Origin of the sequence: Streptomyces flaveolus, from assembly GCF_014648815.1 — a bacterium.
In the GTDB taxonomy this organism is placed as follows: domain Bacteria; phylum Actinomycetota; class Actinomycetes; order Streptomycetales; family Streptomycetaceae; genus Streptomyces; species Streptomyces flaveolus.
In genome coordinates this window covers 120,319-136,493 of the sequence record NZ_BMRV01000009.1, presented here as the reverse complement: position 1 = coordinate 136,493, position 16,175 = coordinate 120,319, and the positions used below count along the sequence as shown (strand labels likewise).

14 protein-coding genes and 1 pseudogene are annotated in these 16,175 nt (G+C 74.1%); 4 read left to right on the top strand and 11 right to left on the bottom strand.

What is annotated here, in order from left to right; translation table 11 throughout:
• Nucleotides 1-45 precede the first annotated feature (45 nt).
• Complete coding sequence (locus IEZ05_RS21695; RefSeq protein WP_189231858.1) at nucleotides 46-864, bottom strand: inositol monophosphatase family protein; 819 nt, start codon at nucleotides 862-864, stop codon at nucleotides 46-48.
• Between the two features lie 8 nt (nucleotides 865-872).
• Nucleotides 873-2,000, bottom strand: a complete 1,128-nt coding sequence (locus IEZ05_RS21690) for a ferrochelatase (protein WP_189231857.1) — start codon at nucleotides 1,998-2,000, stop codon at nucleotides 873-875.
• 141 nt (nucleotides 2,001-2,141) lie between these two features.
• On the opposite strand from IEZ05_RS21690, the gene IEZ05_RS21685 reads away from it, so the two are divergent.
• Together IEZ05_RS21685 and IEZ05_RS21680 are read left to right on the top strand one after the other, a co-directional pair.
• Entirely contained in the window at nucleotides 2,142-3,401 is a 1,260-nt protein-coding gene (locus IEZ05_RS21685; RefSeq protein ID WP_189231856.1) for an MFS transporter, read from the top strand.
• Nucleotides 3,343-4,680 carry a D-arabinono-1,4-lactone oxidase gene (locus tag IEZ05_RS21680; protein ID WP_189231855.1) on the top strand — a complete coding sequence of 446 codons (1,338 nt, stop codon included), beginning with the start codon at nucleotides 3,343-3,345 and terminating at the stop codon, nucleotides 4,678-4,680. The genes IEZ05_RS21685 and IEZ05_RS21680 overlap by 59 nt, the downstream gene beginning before the upstream one ends.
• On the opposite strand, the gene IEZ05_RS21675 is transcribed toward IEZ05_RS21680, so the two are convergent.
• Nucleotides 4,604-5,461, bottom strand: a complete 858-nt coding sequence (locus tag IEZ05_RS21675) for a hypothetical protein (protein WP_189231854.1) — start codon at nucleotides 5,459-5,461, stop codon at nucleotides 4,604-4,606. The two genes, IEZ05_RS21680 and IEZ05_RS21675, sit on opposite strands and share 77 nt — an antisense overlap.
• Before the next feature lie 472 nt (nucleotides 5,462-5,933).
• Between IEZ05_RS21675 and sepH the strand changes: the two genes are divergently transcribed.
• The gene (gene sepH, locus IEZ05_RS21670) at nucleotides 5,934-6,992 is read left to right on the top strand and encodes a septation protein SepH (protein WP_189231853.1); all 1,059 of its coding nucleotides are present in this window, start codon (nucleotides 5,934-5,936) and stop codon (nucleotides 6,990-6,992) included.
• 72 nt (nucleotides 6,993-7,064) lie between these two features.
• Here sepH and IEZ05_RS21665 read toward each other — a convergent pair whose 3' ends face one another.
• Nucleotides 7,065-7,916: a sulfurtransferase gene (locus IEZ05_RS21665; protein WP_189231852.1), complete on the bottom strand. Its 852-nt coding sequence runs from the start codon at nucleotides 7,914-7,916 to the stop codon at nucleotides 7,065-7,067.
• A gap of 249 nt (nucleotides 7,917-8,165) precedes the next feature.
• Between IEZ05_RS21665 and IEZ05_RS21660 the strand changes: the two genes are divergently transcribed.
• Complete coding sequence (locus IEZ05_RS21660) at nucleotides 8,166-8,969, top strand: VOC family protein (RefSeq protein WP_189231851.1); 804 nt, start codon at nucleotides 8,166-8,168, stop codon at nucleotides 8,967-8,969.
• Between the two features lie 19 nt (nucleotides 8,970-8,988).
• Here IEZ05_RS21660 and IEZ05_RS21655 read toward each other — a convergent pair whose 3' ends face one another.
• The 7 genes and pseudogenes from IEZ05_RS21655 to IEZ05_RS21625 all read right to left on the bottom strand — a co-directional run bounded on the left by IEZ05_RS21655 (nucleotide 8,989) and on the right by IEZ05_RS21625 (nucleotide 16,158).
• Nucleotides 8,989-10,173: a vWA domain-containing protein gene (locus tag IEZ05_RS21655; RefSeq protein ID WP_189231850.1), complete on the bottom strand. Its 1,185-nt coding sequence runs from the start codon at nucleotides 10,171-10,173 to the stop codon at nucleotides 8,989-8,991.
• Between the two features lie 11 nt (nucleotides 10,174-10,184).
• Nucleotides 10,185-11,390 carry an AAA family ATPase gene (locus tag IEZ05_RS21650; RefSeq protein ID WP_189231849.1) on the bottom strand — a complete coding sequence of 402 codons (1,206 nt, stop codon included), beginning with the start codon at nucleotides 11,388-11,390 and terminating at the stop codon, nucleotides 10,185-10,187.
• On the bottom strand, nucleotides 11,387-13,168 hold the full coding sequence (locus IEZ05_RS21645) for an ankyrin repeat domain-containing protein (protein ID WP_189231848.1): 1,782 nt from the start codon (nucleotides 13,166-13,168) through the stop codon (nucleotides 11,387-11,389). The genes IEZ05_RS21650 and IEZ05_RS21645 overlap by 4 nt, the downstream gene beginning before the upstream one ends.
• The gene (locus IEZ05_RS21640) at nucleotides 13,165-14,298 is read right to left on the bottom strand and encodes a leucine-rich repeat domain-containing protein (RefSeq protein ID WP_189231847.1); all 1,134 of its coding nucleotides are present in this window, start codon (nucleotides 14,296-14,298) and stop codon (nucleotides 13,165-13,167) included. The genes IEZ05_RS21645 and IEZ05_RS21640 overlap by 4 nt, the downstream gene beginning before the upstream one ends.
• Before the next feature lie 105 nt (nucleotides 14,299-14,403).
• Nucleotides 14,404-14,479 (bottom strand): annotated as a pseudogene (locus tag IEZ05_RS21635).
• 57 nt (nucleotides 14,480-14,536) lie between these two features.
• Nucleotides 14,537-15,418 carry an endonuclease/exonuclease/phosphatase family protein gene (locus IEZ05_RS21630; RefSeq protein WP_189231846.1) on the bottom strand — a complete coding sequence of 294 codons (882 nt, stop codon included), beginning with the start codon at nucleotides 15,416-15,418 and terminating at the stop codon, nucleotides 14,537-14,539.
• An 89-nt stretch (nucleotides 15,419-15,507) separates the two neighbouring features.
• On the bottom strand, nucleotides 15,508-16,158 hold the full coding sequence (locus tag IEZ05_RS21625; RefSeq protein WP_189231845.1) for a thymidine kinase: 651 nt from the start codon (nucleotides 16,156-16,158) through the stop codon (nucleotides 15,508-15,510).
• Nucleotides 16,159-16,175: the final 17 nt, after the last annotated feature.

Below are 16,175 nucleotides of genomic sequence, written 5' to 3'. Positions count from 1 at the left end.
CCGTCGTGTCGTGCCGTCGGGAGACGTCGCGGGACGACGGCCGGGTCAGGCGCCGAAGTCCACCAGGAGCCGCTGGAGGGGCTGGAAGACGTCGGGGGTGGCCGCGATCGTCAGATCCCGTGACGGGCGTTCCCCGGGGCGCCCACCGGTCACGGCGCCCGCCTCCCGGGCGATCAGGTCGCCCGCCGCGAGGTCCCAGGGGTGCAGTCCGCGTTCGTAGTAGCCGTCGAGGCAGCCCGCGGCCACGTCGCACAGGTCGATCGCGGCCGAGCCGCCGCGCCGGATGTCCCGGACGAGGGGAATCAGCCGCCGCGCGATCTCGGCCTGCTCGGCGCGGACCTCGGCGACGTAGTTGAAGCCGGTGGACACCAGCGCCTGGTCCAGCGGTGCCGCCGGCCGGCAGGCGAGCCGCCGTTCGCCGGCCCAGGCCCCCGTCGCCCAGGCCCCGCCGCCCCGGATCGCCCAGTACGTCTCGCCCCGCATCGGGGCCACGACCACCCCGGCGACCCGCTCGCCGCCCTGTTCTGCGGCGATGGAGACCGCCCAGGTGGGCAGTCCGTACAGGTAGTTGACCGTGCCGTCGAGCGGGTCGATCACCCAGCGGACGCCGCTGGTGCCCTCGACGGCGGCGCCCTCCTCACCGAGGAAGCCGTCGTCGGGCCGGCGGTCGGCGATCAGGCCGGTGATCAGCTTCTCGGCGGCGATGTCCATCTCGGTCACCACGTCGATCGGGCTCGACTTGGTGGCCGCGACCCCGAGGTCGGCCGGGCGGCCGTCGCGCAGCAGTTCGCCCGCCCGGTGAGCGGCCTCCTGGGCGATCTTCAGCAGCTCCGTGTGGAGGGGGTCGGTCGTCACGTCGGTCACGGGGCTCCTCAGGCGTAGGGGCTGTCGGCGCCCGCGGCGGCGGGCCGGGGGGCGCGGGCGGGGCAGCAGCCGACGGGGCACAGGTTGTGGCTCGGGCCGAGCGCGCCCAGGGCGCACGGCGTGACCTCCTGGCCGCGCTCGACGGACGCCCGCTCCAGGACGAGGTCGCGGACCGCGGCGGCGAACCGCGGGTCGGCGCCGACGGTGGCCGAACGGCGCACCGGCAGCCCCAGCTCCCCGGCCTTCGCCGTGGCCTCCGTGTCGAGGTCGTACAGGACCTCCATGTGGTCGGAGACGAAGCCGATGGGGGCCATCACCACGGCGGGGACGCCGGCCGCGTGGCGCTCCTCCAGGTGGTCACAGATGTCGGGCTCCAGCCACGGGATGTGCGGGGCGCCGGAGCGCGACTGGTAGACGAGCTGCCAGGGGTGGTCGACGCCGGTGCGCTCCCGGACCGCGTCGGCGATCAGCCGCGCCACGTCCAGGTGCTGACGGACGTAGGCACCGCCGTCGCCGTGCTCCTCGACGGGGCCGGAGGTGTCGGACGCGGCGGTGGGGATCGAGTGGGTCGAGAACGCGATGTGCGCTCCGTCCCGGACGTCCTCGGGGAGGCCGGCGAGGGACCGGACGACTCCGTCGACCATGGGCTCGACGAAGCCGGGGTGGTTGAAGTAGTGCCGCAGCTTGTCGATCTTCGGCGGCTCGAGGCCCTCGGCCTCCAGGGCGGCGAGCGCGTCCGCGAGGTTCTCGCGGTACTGACGGCAGCCCGAGTACGAGGCGTAGGCGCTGGTGGCGAGGACGAGGATGCGGCGGCGGCCGTCGCGGACCATCTCGCGCAGGGTGTCCGTCAGGTACGGCGCCCAGTTGCGGTTGCCCCAGTAGACCGGCAGGTCCAGGCCGTGCTCGGCGAAGTCCTTGCGGAGCGCGTCCAGCAGGGCGCGGTTCTGGTCGTTGATGGGACTGACCCCGCCGAAGAGGAAGTAGTGCTGTCCGACTTCCTTGAGGCGTTCCTTGGGGATGCCGCGCCCGCGTGTCACGTTCTCCAGGAACGGGACCACGTCGTCCGGGCCCTCCGGGCCGCCGAACGAGAGCAGGAGCAGGGCGTCGTAAGGGCTGGCATCGAGCACGTCTGGCATGTCTCGATCCTGCCACCCGGCACTGACACAGGACATCGGTGGGTGGCTGCGGTGCGTCCGTGGGGGTTCTTTCGGGGCGCCTCCGCGCGTAAGCTGTATCGACTGCGATCGCACCTTACTGAGCCGTTACCGGAGACCTCGTTGCCCAGCCCCTACCGCGCCCTGTTCGCCGCCCCCGGCAGCAAGGGCTTTTCTTTCGCGGGCTTCCTCGGCCGGATGCCGCTGTCGATGATGGGCATCGGCGTGGTCACGATGATCTCCCAGCTCACCGGCCGGTACGGACTGGCCGGCGGGCTGTCGGCCACCATCGCGCTCGCCGCCGCCGTGGCCGGACCGCAGGTCTCGCGGCTGGTGGACCGGTACGGCCAGCGGCGCGTGCTGCGTCCGGCCACGCTGGTGTCGCTCACCGCGGCGGCGGTGCTGCTGCCGGCCGCGCACTACGGCTGGCCGGACTGGGTGCTGTTCGCGGCCTGCGTGGGCATCGGCTGCGTGCCGAGCCTCGGCGCGATGGTCCGCGCCCGCTGGGCGGCCATCTACCGGGGCACCCCGCAGCTGCACACCGCGTACTCCTTCGAGTCCGTGGTGGACGAGGTCTGCTTCATCTTCGGGCCGATCATCTCCATCGGTCTGTCCACGGCGTGGTTCCCGGAGGCCGGTCCGCTGCTGGCCGCCTGCTTCCTGGCGGCCGGTGTCTTCTGGCTGACCGCCCAGCGCGCCACCGAGCCCGTGCCGCATCCGCGCGAGCACAAGGGCCGCGGCGGCACCGCGCTGAGCTCCCGGGGGCTGCAGGTCCTGGTCGCCACGTTCGCGGCGACGGGGACGATCTTCGGGGCCGTCGACGTGGTCACCGTGGCCTTCGCCGAGGAGGAGGGGCACAAGGCCGCCGCCAGTGTGGTGCTCGCCCTGTACGCGGCGGGCTCCTGCACGGCCGCCATGATCTTCGGTCTGCTGCGCTTCGCCGGACCGCCCGAGCGCCGCTGGCTGCTGGGCGTCTGTGCGATGGCCGTGAGTATGATCCCCCTCCTACTGGTCGGAAACCTGCCGTTTCTGGCCGCGGCGCTGTTCGTTGCGGGTCTGTCCATCGCTCCCACGATGATCACGACCATGTCCCTCATCGAAGAGCACGTACCACGCGCGCAGCTCACCGAGGGCATGACCTGGGTGAGCACCGGGCTCGCGGTCGGGGTCGCGCTCGGTTCGTCCGCGGGCGGCTGGGTGATCGACGCGGCCGGGGCGCGTGCCGGGTACGGGGTTCCGGCGGTGGCCGGGGCCGTGGCGGTCGCGGTCGGTTTCCTCGGGTACCGCCGGCTCAAGCGGCCGGCTCCGCGTCGGGGAGGGACCGTTGAGCAGCACACGCACGGCGAGCGGGAAGACGAGCGGGAAGAACCGCACATGGCGTAACTGGGGCGGCAACGTCTCCGCGCGTCCCGCGCGGGAGGTCGCTCCGGCGTCCGTCGACGAACTGGCGGAGGCCGTACGTCGGGCCGCCGAGGACGGGCTGCGGGTCAAGGCGGTCGGCACCGGGCATTCCTTCACGTCCATAGCCGCGACGGACGGGGTGTTGATCCGCCCTCACCTGCTGACCGGCATCCGTCGCATCGACCGCGCTGCCATGACGGTGACGGTGGAGGCCGGCACCCCGCTCAAGAGGCTGAACCTGGCGCTCGCGCGGGAGGGCCTGTCGCTCACCAACATGGGCGACATCATGGAGCAGACGGTCTCCGGGGCCACCAGCACCGGCACCCACGGCACGGGCCGCGACTCCGCCTCGATCGCCGCCCAGATCAAGGGGCTGGAGCTGGTCACGGCCGACGGCTCGGTGCTCACCTGCTCGGAGAAGGAGAACCCCGAGGTCTTCGCGGCCGCCCGGATCGGCCTCGGCGCCCTCGGCGTCGTCACCGCGATCACCTTCGCCGTGGAGCCGGTCTTCCTGCTGACGGCCCGAGAGGAACCGATGCCGTTCGAGCGGGTCCTCGCCGACTTCGACGAACTGTGGGCCGAGAACGAGCACTTCGAGTTCTACTGGTTCCCGCACACCGGCAGCACCAACACCAAGCGCAACAACCGCAGCGCGGGCCCGGCCCAGCCGGTGGGGCGGCTCCAGGGCTGGTTCGACGACGAGTTCCTCTCCAACGGCGTCTTCCAGGCGGCCAACTGGGTCGGCCGCGCGGTGCCGGCCACCATCCCGGCGATCGCACGGATCTCCAGCAAGGCCCTGTCCGCGCGGACGTACACCGACATCCCCTACGAGGTCTTCACCTCCCCGCGCCGGGTGCGGTTCGTAGAGATGGAGTACGCCGTTCCGCGCGAGGCCGTCGTCGAGACGCTGCGCGAGCTGAAGGCGATGGTCGACCGGTCGGGGCTGCGGATCAGCTTCCCGGTCGAGGTGCGGACGGCGCCGGCCGACGACATCACGCTGTCCACCGCCTCGGGCCGCGACAGCGCGTACATCGCCGTCCACATGTTCCGGGGCACCCCCTACCGGGCGTACTTCACCGCCGCCGAGCGCATCTTCACCGCGCACGAGGGGCGCCCGCACTGGGGCAAGGTGCACACCCGGGACGCCGAGTACTTCGCCGGGGTGTATCCGCGCTTCGGCGAGTTCACGGCGCTGCGGGACCGTCTTGACCCTGATCGCCGGTTCCAGAACGACTACTTGCGCCGGGTTCTGGGGTCGTAGCCGAGGCGTCGGGGGCCGGGCTCGCGCCCTCGCCGGACTCGTCGCTCCCGGTGGCGCTCGACGTGGGCGCCTGGCCGGGTCCGGTACCGCCGTCCTCCGGTGAGGTGCCGTCCGACGACGTGGCGCCCTCGGAACCGCTCGGGGTCCCGGACGGAGTCGCCGCCGGCGCGTCGTCACCGGTGCCGGAATCCCCCGGGTCCTGCGAGCCCGCCGAGCCGGTCGGGGCCGGGGACTCCTCGGAGCCGCCGGAGCCGCCCGACTCCCCCGGGTCCGACGCCGACTTGCCGTGACCGGAGAACGCACTGCCGACGGTCGTGCTCTGCCCGCCGCTCAGGTTGTGGCCGGAGACGACCTCGTAGGCGGTGATCCCGCCCATGGTGACGCCGAAGACGAGGGCCGCCGCGACCAGCGGCCGCTTCCAGCTGGTGACCCGCGCGCGGTAGACGGTGCCCTCGGTGAACTCGCCGGGAGCGGGCGCCGTTCGTCCGCCGGGGCGTCCGGCACCCGCCGCGACGCCCGCCTCGGCGGCGCGCTTGGTCCGCAGCTGCTCCGCGGTGCGCCTGAAGAAGTGCTGGAACACCGAGCCGCCGCAGGTGGCGATGACGCTGATCAGTCCGGCGCCGAGGATCGTGCCGTAGACGCCGAAGGAGGAGGCGAGCTTGGCCGCGACCACCGCCGCCAGGGCGCTGCCCGCGACCTGGGGCACGCTCAAGTCGATTCGCTTGGATTCCACCTCCGTACGCATGTCCGCTTCACCGACGGCTTCGGGCTTTTCACGCATCCCCGGACCTTGCCTGCCTTTCCCGTACGTGATCGATCAACTGCACGAGAAGGGGACGTACGGTCGAAACCAATAGTTCCGTTTCTGGTGATTCCGTGAAGTACGCCACGTGCAAGATCGCGGAAATCGCGCCGGGGGCGGCCAAGTACCCCCTCTTGTCAGAAGTCGGGCGGCGTGCCAATCCACGCAGGTGGCCCGAATGGAGTACTGTGGCGAGCCCTGGGTCCGGTCTCCCGACAGGGGGTTCAGGATCCTGAAGGACCGCCGGGAGGGGGCTGGGTGCACAGGGTGACGGAGTTGGTCACTTAGCGTTGCGAACAGGTAACCGTGCCATAACGGCGATCCAGGGCCCGCGCCCGACACGCCGGGCAACTCGGCAAGGTTGTGGCAGGCTGCACCCGGGCAGGCCACACTCGACAGAGCGGAAGCAGCGACGCACGTGACGTCGGCAGGCACCACCCGGGAGGTCCCCATGCCCGAACTGCGTGTCGTGGCCGTCTCGAATGACGGCACACGGCTGGTGCTGAAGGCTGCGGACAGCACGGAGTACACGCTTCCGATCGACGAACGGCTCCGGGCCGCCGTACGCGGCGACCGTCCCCGCCTCGGCCAGATCGAGATCGAGGTGGAGAGCCATCTCCGCCCCCGCGACATCCAGGCGCGTATACGTGCCGGTGCGACCGCGGAGGAAGTCGCCCAGATGGCCGGCATCCCCGTCGATCGCGTACGACGCTTCGAGGGCCCCGTCCTCGCGGAGCGCGCCTTCATGGCGGAACGGGCCCGCAAGACCCCCGTCCGCCGCCCCGGCGAGAACTCCGGGCCGCCCCTCGGCGAGGCCGTGCAGGAACGGCTGCTGCTGCGCGGCGCCGAGAAGGACACCGTGCAGTGGGACTCGTGGCGCCGCGACGACGGCACCTGGGAGGTCCTGCTGGTCTACCTGGTCGCGGGCGAACCCCACTCGGCGAGCTGGACGTACGACCCGCCCCGGCGGCTCGTCCAGGCCGTCGACGAAGAGGCCCGCGCGCTGATCGGCGAGACCGACGACCTCGCGGCGAACGAGCCGAGCTTCCCGTTCGTCCCGCGCATCGCACGGCTGCCGCGCGACCGGCCGCTGGACCGCACCCTCGACCGGGAGCACCGGGAACGGCCGAGTCTGCCGGCGCAGCCGTCCGAGCCGGCCGAGGAGACCACGGCCACCGCGTCGGGCGAACGCGAGCGGGACTCGCTGACCAGTCTGCTGGAGGCCGTGCCGAGCTTCCGGGGCGATCTCGTGGTCCCCGAGCGGGTGCCGGAGCCGGTGGAGGAACCCGCCGAGGAGCCCGAGGTGGAGGAGCCCCCCGCCCCGGCGGCGTCGGCCGGTTCCGCCTACGCGGACGTGCTGATGCCGCGCTCCGTGGGCAGCCACCGGGACCGCCTCACCGGCTCCACCGACCGTCAGGCCGAGGCCGACGGCGTCCGTCCGGGACGTCGCGCGGCGGTGCCGAGCTGGGACGAGATCGTGTTCGGCACGCGGCGCAAGAAGCAGGAGTAGGCGGGACTTTCCCCGCAGACGCGTCTGGGCCGCACCCCGCGGGGTGCGGCCCAGACGCGTCTGCGGGGAGGGCTACTGGGGATCCGGCCCCACGGCCACCGGCCGCTCCGGGTCCGAGGACCACTCCGACCACGACCCCACGTACAGCGCCGCCGGGATGCCGGCCACCGCCAGCGCCAGCACCTCGTGGGCGCCGGAGACACCCGAGCCGCAGTACACGCCGACCTCGCCGCCGTCGGCCGCGCCCAGGGTCTTGAAGCGGGCCTGGAGTTCTTCGGCCGGCCGGAACCGGCCGTCCTCCAGCACGTTGTCCGCCGTCGGCGCCGACACCGCGCCCGGGATGTGGCCGCCGACCGGGTCGATCGGCTCGACCTCGCCCCGGTACCGCTCCCCCGCCCGGGCGTCGAACAGCACCCCGGACCGGGCCAGCGCCGCGGCCCCGTCCGCGTCCAGCAGCCCCACCGCGCCCGGCGCCGGCGTGAAGTCGCCCTCGTCGGGCACCGGGAGGTCGGCGGACAACGGCCCCTGCCAGGCACCCAGTCCGCCGTCGAGGACGCGCACGTCCGGGTGGCCCGTCCAGCGCAGCAGCCACCAGGCGCGGGCGGCCGCCCAGCCCTGCCCGCCGTCGTACACGACGACCGGCCGGCCCGACGACACGCCCGCGCGGCGCATCGCGGCGCCGAACTCCGCGACGTCCGGCAGCGGATGGCGGCCCTGCGCACCAGGCGCGGAGGCGAGTTCCCGGTCCAGGTCGACGAAGACGGCACCGGGGATGTGCCCGGCCGCGTACTCGGCCCGGCCGTCGAAGGGCGGCGCACCGGCCGCCTTGGCCGTGCTCAGCTGCCAGCGGACGTCGAGCAGGACGGGCGGGTTCGCGCCCGCCAGTTCGCTCGCGAGTTCGGATGCGGAGATGATGGCGTTCATGGCCCCATCCTGGCGTACCGAGTGGCCGCCGCGCCGATGTCGGGCTACTCTGCCCGCCGGACAGTACCGATCACGAGGCGTGCGGAATCGGGCACATGCTGTACTGCCCGGGCCGCCGGGCCGGCTTCCGGGGCACATCCGGGGCACGCGGGGCCGGGTCCGGGGCGGCATCGGCACGAGGGGCCGCGCGAGGGGCCGACGGAGCGCAAGCGGACGCACGGCCCGCGCAGGGCCGAGAAGAGAGTGACGATGACCGATGCACGGGGGCCGGCCGGCCGCGGCGGCGAGACGCACGCCCGGCGCACACCCGGCACGCCCTGCTGGGTGAGCCTGATGGTGCACGGGCCGGCCGCGACCCAGGAGTTCTACGGAGCGCTGTTCGGCTGGGAGTTCCGGCCCGGCCCCCAGCAGCTCGGCCCCTACGCGCGGGCGCTGCTCGACGGGCGTGAGGTGGCGGGCATCGGCCGGCTGCCCCCGGACCGGCAACTGCCCATCGCCTGGACGCCGTACCTCGCTTCCGACGACGTGAACCAGACGGCCGAGACGGTGCGCGCGTGCGGTGGCACGGTCGGCGTGGGCCCGCTGGACGCGGCCGAGGCCGGGCGCATGGCCATCGGCTCCGACCCGTCGGGCGCCGTCTTCGGCGTCTGGCAGGCCGCGACGCACCTCGGCACGGCCGTCACCGGTGAGCCGGGCACGCCCGCGTGGAACGAGCTCACGACGTTCGAGGCGGCGAGCGTCGCCAAGTTCTACGAGACGGTGTTCGGCTTCGAGGTGGAACGGGCGACCACCGCCGGCCTCGACTACGTGACCCTCCGCCTCGACGGCCGTCCCGTCGCCGGCATCCACGGCATCGGCGACGCCCTCCCCCGCGAACGGGGGCCGCACTGGACGACGTACTTCGAAGTGGCCGAGATCGGGGAGTCCCTGGAGCGGCTCATCGATCTGGGCGGACACGTCCTGGAGCCGGCCCGGGACACCTTCCGCGGCCGCGTGGCGTCGGTGGCGGATCCGGAGGGGGCGCGGTTCTCGCTGCTGCAGCGTCCGGGGTGACCGGCGGGGTGCCCCTCCGTCAGGCGGTGACCCGCACCGTCTCCACCCAGTCCGGGGGCTGCGGCGCTCCCTCGCCGATCAGGGCCGCGACCAGGCGGCAGGACGGGGTCTCGGCGGGCCAGGGGGTGTAGCCGTCGGTGAGGACGACCACGATGGACGGGCGGTCACGGGACGCGAGTGCGGCGTCGATGCCGACGCGCATGTCGGTGCCGCCACCGCCGCCGAGGACGACCTGCTCGGTGGACGTCACCCGGGCCACGGCGTGCACGTCGGCGTCGCAGGCGAGGACGGTGACACGGTTGCCGCGTACGCCGACCTCGCGCAGCACGCCGGTGATCTCCCCCAGTGCGGCGGCGAGTTCCGCGTCACCCATCGAGCCCGAGGTGTCGACGACGACGGCCACCCGGGGCAGCGGGCGGCGCAGGCTCGGCAGGACGACACCGCGCAGCGCCGGGGTGCGGCGTGACGGGCGGCGGTAGGTGTAGTCGACGGCCCCGCCGGCCCACGCGGCGGCCTCCCGCACCGCGCCGGACAGCGCCTGCCGCCAGTCCACCGTGGGTTCCAGTACCTCCTCCGCCCAGCGCTGCCAGCCCGCGGGCAGGGTGCCTCGGCTGCGCCGGTGGGCGCGCATCGCCTCGGCGGTGTGCCGGCGCAGCGCCCGGGCCTCGGCCTCCCCGAGGGGGGAGGGGCCGGCGGACGCCGGGAGTTCCCAGGGTGCCGGACGGCCGTGGGCTCCCGAGCCGCAGTCGTGTCCCTGGACGTGCGGGGGCAGTCCGTCCAGGTACGCCTCGAACAGCTGCCCGTCGGGCAGGCCGAAGAGACGGGGTTCGACACGTCCGGCGGGCAGGCGCAGGCCGTCGGCGAGGAGGTCGTCGTTGATCTCGCAGTCCTGGGCGACGTTGACGCGGTACCGGTCGCGCTGTGCGGCGGCAGTCAGCCGGCCGGCGCGACCGTGGTGGTCGCGCAGCAGGTGCGCCGTCTCGTGCACCCAGACGCCGGCGAGTTCCTCCACGGGCGTGGCGGCGACGAAGGCGGGTGACACGTAGCAGCGCCAGTGCCGGTCCACTCCCATCGTCCGCACGTCGGGGCAGGGCACGACGGTCAGCGCGTACAGGGCCGACGCCAGGTAGGGCCGGTCGTTCGCCGCCCGGTAGCGGGCGGCGAGCAGCTTGGTCCGGTCCAGGTTCCCGCCGGGCGACGTCATGTCCGCGGGCCTCACCGGCTGCCGGGCAGGGCCCCGGACATCTGCAGCAGGTCCAGGAACCCGTCGATGCCGGGGGGCACGGGCCAGTCGAGCCGGCGCATCGCCGCCAGGTCGGTGGCGGCCCGGGCGGCCACGTCCGGTACGCCCGCGTCCACGGCCTTGGCCAGGACCGTCCAGCCGGCCTCCCAGCGGGGCCGGGTGGTTTCGCTCTGGATGGCGGCCACCACCGCGATGAGGAAGGCCAGTTGCCGGTCGCCGCGCTCGGGCAGGGCGAAGGCGTCGGGGTCGGCGAGGACCCGCTCGGGGTCCGGCAGGTCGAGGTGTTCCAGGTACGACAGCAGTTCGATGCCCGCGCCGTCCCCGACGGCACCGGTGAGCGCGGCGGCCACCGCCTCGCGACCGGCACCGGTCGCGTAGCCCGTGGCGAGCAGCCGCAGCGCCATCTCCCAGGTCCGCGGGGACGGCCACGACCGGCCGCGGCTCTCGGCGTCGGCGGGTATGTGGTGGACCAGTCCCGGGCGGGCGGTGAGGAAACCCGAGACGGCGCCGCGGGCCCGCGCGACGGCGCCGGGCACCTTGCCCGGATCGACCAGGGGAACGGCCACTTCCGGCCAGGTGCCGGCCATGCCGCGGGCAACCGTGGCCGGGTCGTGGGTCCAGTGGAGGTGGACGAAGCGGTTGGCGAGCGGCGGGCTGAGGTGCCAGCCGTCGGCGGCGCTGAAGGGCGGGTTCGCGGCGGCGACGATGCGCACCGCGTCGGGCAGGACGAGGCTGCCGACCCGGCGTTCGAGGACGACCCGCAGCAGCGCCGCCTGCACGGCCGGTGGCGCGGAGGACAGTTCGTCGAAGAAGAGCAGGCCCTGGCCGGCGTGCTTGAGTCGGACCGCCCAGTCGGGCGGGGCCATCGGCACTCCGGTCGCGGCCGGGTCGTCCCCGACGATCGGCAGGCCGGCGAAGTCCGACGGCTCGTGCACGCTGGCGATGACCGTCTCCAGCGGGAGGCCGAGTCCGGCGGCGAGTTGCTCCAGGGCGGCCGACTTGCCGATGCCCGGCTCACCCCACAGCAGGACGGGCTGATTGGCCGTCACGGCCAGGGCCAGTGCCTCCAGTTGGGGGTTGGCCCCGGGTTCGGTGCGCCGGGTGCGCAGCCGGGCGACGAGGTCGTCCGCGGCGGCCAGCGGGGTCGGCGCGGTGCGGGAGCCGGGTGCGGTGCTCAACGGTCCTCGTCCTCGTCGTCGTGGTCCTCGTTGTTGTCCATCATCTCGTCCCACCAGTCGGCGCCGAGGCCCGGATGCTCCGTCCGTACCCGTTCCGCCAGGAAGGCCAGGTCGGCACGCTTGAACCGGCGCACGACCTGGGCCAGCGAGTACTCGGCATCGTCGACCACGTCGATGCGGGCGCCGGCGGCCAGCAACGCTTCGACCAGGGCCCGGGAACCGCCGTCGTTCACCGCCACGAACAGCGGTGTGCGGTCCCGGTGGTCCCGGGCCTCGAGGTCGAGGCCCTCCTCGATCAGCCGGGGCAGGAGCGGCTCGTGGTCGAGCAGGTGCAGTACGTGGAGCAGCGTGCGCCGGCCGGCGCCGCGCACCCGGGGATCCACGCCCGCGTCCAGGAGTTCGAGCACACCGTCGGTGTCCCCGTGCTGGGCGCGCAGGAACAGGTCCCGCATCTGGGCACGCAGGGCTTTCGGCAGCCGGCCGCTTCCCGACGACCAGGTCTGCTGGACGGCGAAACACCCGGCGACGGCGCCTCCGAAGGCGCGCAGGGCCCGTTCGCGCTGCTGCTCCTCGTCGCTGTGCGGCATGCGGAGGAGTCCGCCGCCCGCACGGAAGCCCACCTCGTGCCACTCGCCGCGGCACCGGACCCGGACGGGCGCGGGGGCGTCGGGGCCCGGCGGGCCGACGGTCCCCTCGGGAACCCGCAGGGCCGGGAACAGCGCCTCGCGGACCAGGGGGTGCAGATGCGCCGGCTCGACTCCTCCGGCGCACAGCAGGTCGAGGTCGGGGAGCCTGCGCCAGAGCGCCTCGGGCAGGAAGGGCACGCCGTCGGCTTCCTTCGGGTCGACGGCACGGAGCCGCAGCCCGGTACCGCCGGGGGACGCCGGCTCCAGCAGGATGTTCATCCGCCAGTCGCCGGCGATGAGGAAGCGGCCCCCCACCCCCTCGTCCGTCAGCAGGCGGACCTCGGGCTCCAGACGGGTGTGGCCGAGCGCGATCCTGCGGAGCAACCACGCCGGGTCGGCCGGGTACCGCGTCCGGGTGTCCGGTGGGGTCAGGTCGGCCTCGATGCCGACCGCGTCGAAGGCCGCCCGGATGCCGTCCCCGTGGTGCAGCAGGGTGGCCCATTCGGCCCGTGCCGCCGCGTCGCCGGAGCCGGGATCCGCCGTGGGCAGTTCCTCCGTTCCGCGCGGCCTGGCGTCGGGGTGGAAGAACGGCGGCCGGTCGGTGCCGCCGCACCGCTCACGCAGTTCGCCGGTGCGCCGCGCGTCCCACAGGTGCCGGGCGTACCGCCAGTCGTCGGTCCGTGGGCCGAAGACGCCCGCGGCCTTCTCGTCCCGGACCGTGCCGAAGCGCAGGGTGACGCGCTGCGGGCCCTCCCGCATCGGCGGCGTGGTGACGTGGAGGTACGGCGTGGCCCGGGGCCCTTCGGCCGCCCGCACCGGCCGGTAGCGGGCGAGGACCACGGTGCGACCGGTGTCGAGGGTGGTCCATCCGCCCAGTATGCGGGGCAGGTGCCAGCGCAGCAGGTCGGGGACCAGGTGGCGCAGGTCGTCCGCCAGGGCCTCGGCCACCTCGTGGCCGCAGTGCTCGGCGATCTCCGGCAGGTCGACGGCAACGTCGACACCGGCCGCCGCGCAGGCCCCGCGCCAGTCGCCGGCCGAGCGGCGTTCGGCCGCGCGCTCGATCATCGTCCGGGGCACCGCGTAGCGGCGGATCCGCCGCCAACTCGACGCCTCCTCCGGTGAGAAGCACGGGAGGACGGGGCGCGCGCTCACCGGTAGACACTTCCTATCGCGCTGAGGTCCGGATGGGCCCCGCCGGCGGACCGCAGGCGCTGGGTCAGGGACCGCTTCACCCGGCGGGGCAGTCCGGGGCCCAGGCCGACGTACTCCAGCGGTGAGCCGTCCGGCACGGCCGCCAGCAGGGACTTCGCGCCCCGCCCGGTGAGTCCGGTGTGGCGCAGCTCCAGCCGGCGCAGTGGGCTGCCGCGCAGGGCGGCGGCCAGGGCGTGGGCGCCTTCGTCACCGGTGGCGTTGGCGGGGGCGCCGAGGCTCCGCTCCGACGGCGGCCGGCCCAGGTCGAGCGCCTCGATGCCGTCCAGGGCGCCGGCGAGGGCGCGCGCCCCGGCGGGGCCGATCCCGTTGCCGCCCAGCCCGAGCCGCACCGGCCGTCCGGGGTCGGCCGCGGCCGCGAGGACGGCGGCGCCCTCGTCGCCGAGGTGGTTGGCGGGCAGGTACAGCTCGCGCACGCCCGCGTCGCGGATCAGCGCGGCCAGCAGCCCGGCGGCGTCTGCGGCCAGGCCGTTCCCGCCGAGGAAGAGGCGTTCCACCGGGCGCGGGCGGCCGGTGAGGGCGTCGAGCAGCGCGCGCAGCCCCGTGGTGGTGAGGCCGGTGTTGACCAGGTCGAGGGTGCGCACCGTGGCGTTGCGGCGGAGCATCGCGGCGAGGGCGCGGGAACCGTCGTCACCCACCGGATTGCGCTTGAGCCACAGGGCACGCACGGTCGCGTCCGCCGACAGCACGTCGGCGAGCGCGGCGACGCCCTCCGGGCCGATGCGGTTGCAGCCGAGGTAGAGCGTGTGCAGGTTGTGGCCGTCGCCGAGTGCCCGGGCGACCGTCGACGCCCCTTCGTCGCCGACGGCGTTGGTGCCGAGCAGGAGGTGCCGGGCGTGCGGCGAGGTGGCGGCGACGGGCATCAGGCGGGCGGCGCCGGCCGCTCCGAGCCCATGCTTGCAGAGGTCGACGCGGCCGTCCGCACGCAGGGTGCCGACCCGGAAGGTCTCGTCGGTCTCCACCGCTCGCTCCGACCTCAGCCGGGCCAGCAGCGGGTCCAGGCCGGCGGGGTCGCCGATCGGGATGTCCGGGTGCTCGATCGCCGGGCAGCGCACGGGTGTCGGCTGCGTCATCACCACTCCACCGGTCCGTCGCCGGTGCCCGGCGCGCCGAGGGCGGCATCGCCCTCCGCCCGCCCGGGACGGACCGACGCCAATCGACTCTCTCCACGACAAGGGTGGCAAGGCCGGTCGGATTCGAACCGACGTCCTCCAGCTTGATGCGTGGGCGCGACGACCTCTGCGCTACGGCCTTGCCGGGGAGATCATATCCTCGTCCGCTCCACCGATGATCGTTTGTTCGATGGGTTGTTCAGCGGCCGCGCCGGTGCAGCTTCAGATCCGTGACCACGGGGCGGTGGTCCGACGCCCCGGTCGCCACCTCCCGGGCGCCGGCCACGGTGATGTCGGGCGAGACGGTGACCAGGTCGATGCGCTTGACCGGGTCGACGGCCGGGTACGTCCCGCCGCCACCGGGGGCGGCATCCCGCAGCTCGCGCCACAGCGGGGCCAGTTCCGGGGCCGTGGGTTCGGCGTTGAAGTCGCCGACGAGGATCTTCGGTCCGCGGTCGGCGGCCAGCACCTCGAGCATGTCGTCCACCTGGGCCGCCCGGATCGAGGGGTCGGCCCGGTAGTCGAGGTGCGTGACGTAGACGTGCGTGTGCGCGCCCCGCACGTTGACGGTCACCTCGGCGAAGCCGGGCGCCGGGGCCGGCACGGGTTCCGAGGTCTGGGTGGAGAGCCGGGTGATCTCGTGGTTCTCCGCCTCGAGGATCGGGTGGCGGCTCAGCACGGCGACGCCGTACTGCCGGCGTTCCGCGCCCGGGGCGGCCGGGTCCAGGTCGTAGATCGGCGCGAAGTACACCCGCATGTCCAGCTTCTCGGCCAGGGCCCGGGCCTCGTCGACGAAGTCGCTGCGCGCGCCCCAGTGCACGTCGACCTCCTGGAGGCCGATCACGTCGGCCCTCAGGTCGCGGACGGCCTCGGCGGTGCGGTCGAGGTCGAAGACCTGGTCGGCGCCGGCTCCGGCGTGGATGTTGTAGGTGGCCACCCGCAACGGCACCGCCGGGGCCCGGGACCCGGGGGCGTCCCCGTCCAGGGCGGACGCCGGTGCCGCCGCGGCCAGCAGGGCGGCGGAGAGGAGGGCGGCGGAGGCGCGGTGGGCGCGGACGGGACGTCGGAAACGGGGCTTCATGCCTTCTCCGATCACGTGGAAGCGAGACCGGAACAGTGACGCTCACCACCTGACGGCGCGTCAACCCCACCCGCGGGCCGCGCCCCGTGTCAGACCGGGGTGACGGGCAGCACGTCCGGCGACAACGCCGCCGCGTGGGCCGTCGCCGCCGTCATGCGGCGGCGGTGGTGGCGTCGGCACAGGACCTCGTAACCGACCTCGTCGGAGGAGTGGGTGACGTCGCCGACGACCACCTGGGCGCCCTCGACGACCATGACGCCGCCTACGGTCCGGGCGTTGTGCGTGGCGCGGGCGCCGCACCAGCACAGGGCCTCGACCTGGAGCACCTCGACGCGGTCGGCGAGTTCGACCAGCCGCTGGGAGCCGGGGAACAGCTTGGAGCGGAAGTCCGTGGTGATGCCGAAGGCGTACACGTCGAGTTCGAGGTCGTCGACCACACGCGCGAGCTGGTCGATCTGCTCCGGCGCGAGGAACTGCGCCTCGTCCGCGATCACGTAGTCCGCGCGGCCGCCCTGCGAGAGATGGTCGACGACGTGCGCGTACAGATCGTGTCCGTCCTCCACCTCCACCGCGTCCGTGACCAGACCGAGGCGGGAGGAGAGCTTGCCCTCGCCCGCGCGGTCGTCGCGCGTGAAGATGATGCCCGCCAGGCCCCGCGCCGAGCGGTTGTGCTCGATCTGGAGAGCCAGTGTCGACTTCCCGCAGTCCATCGTTCCGGAGAAGAACACCAGCTCGGGCATGAGGGGTTGAGCACCTT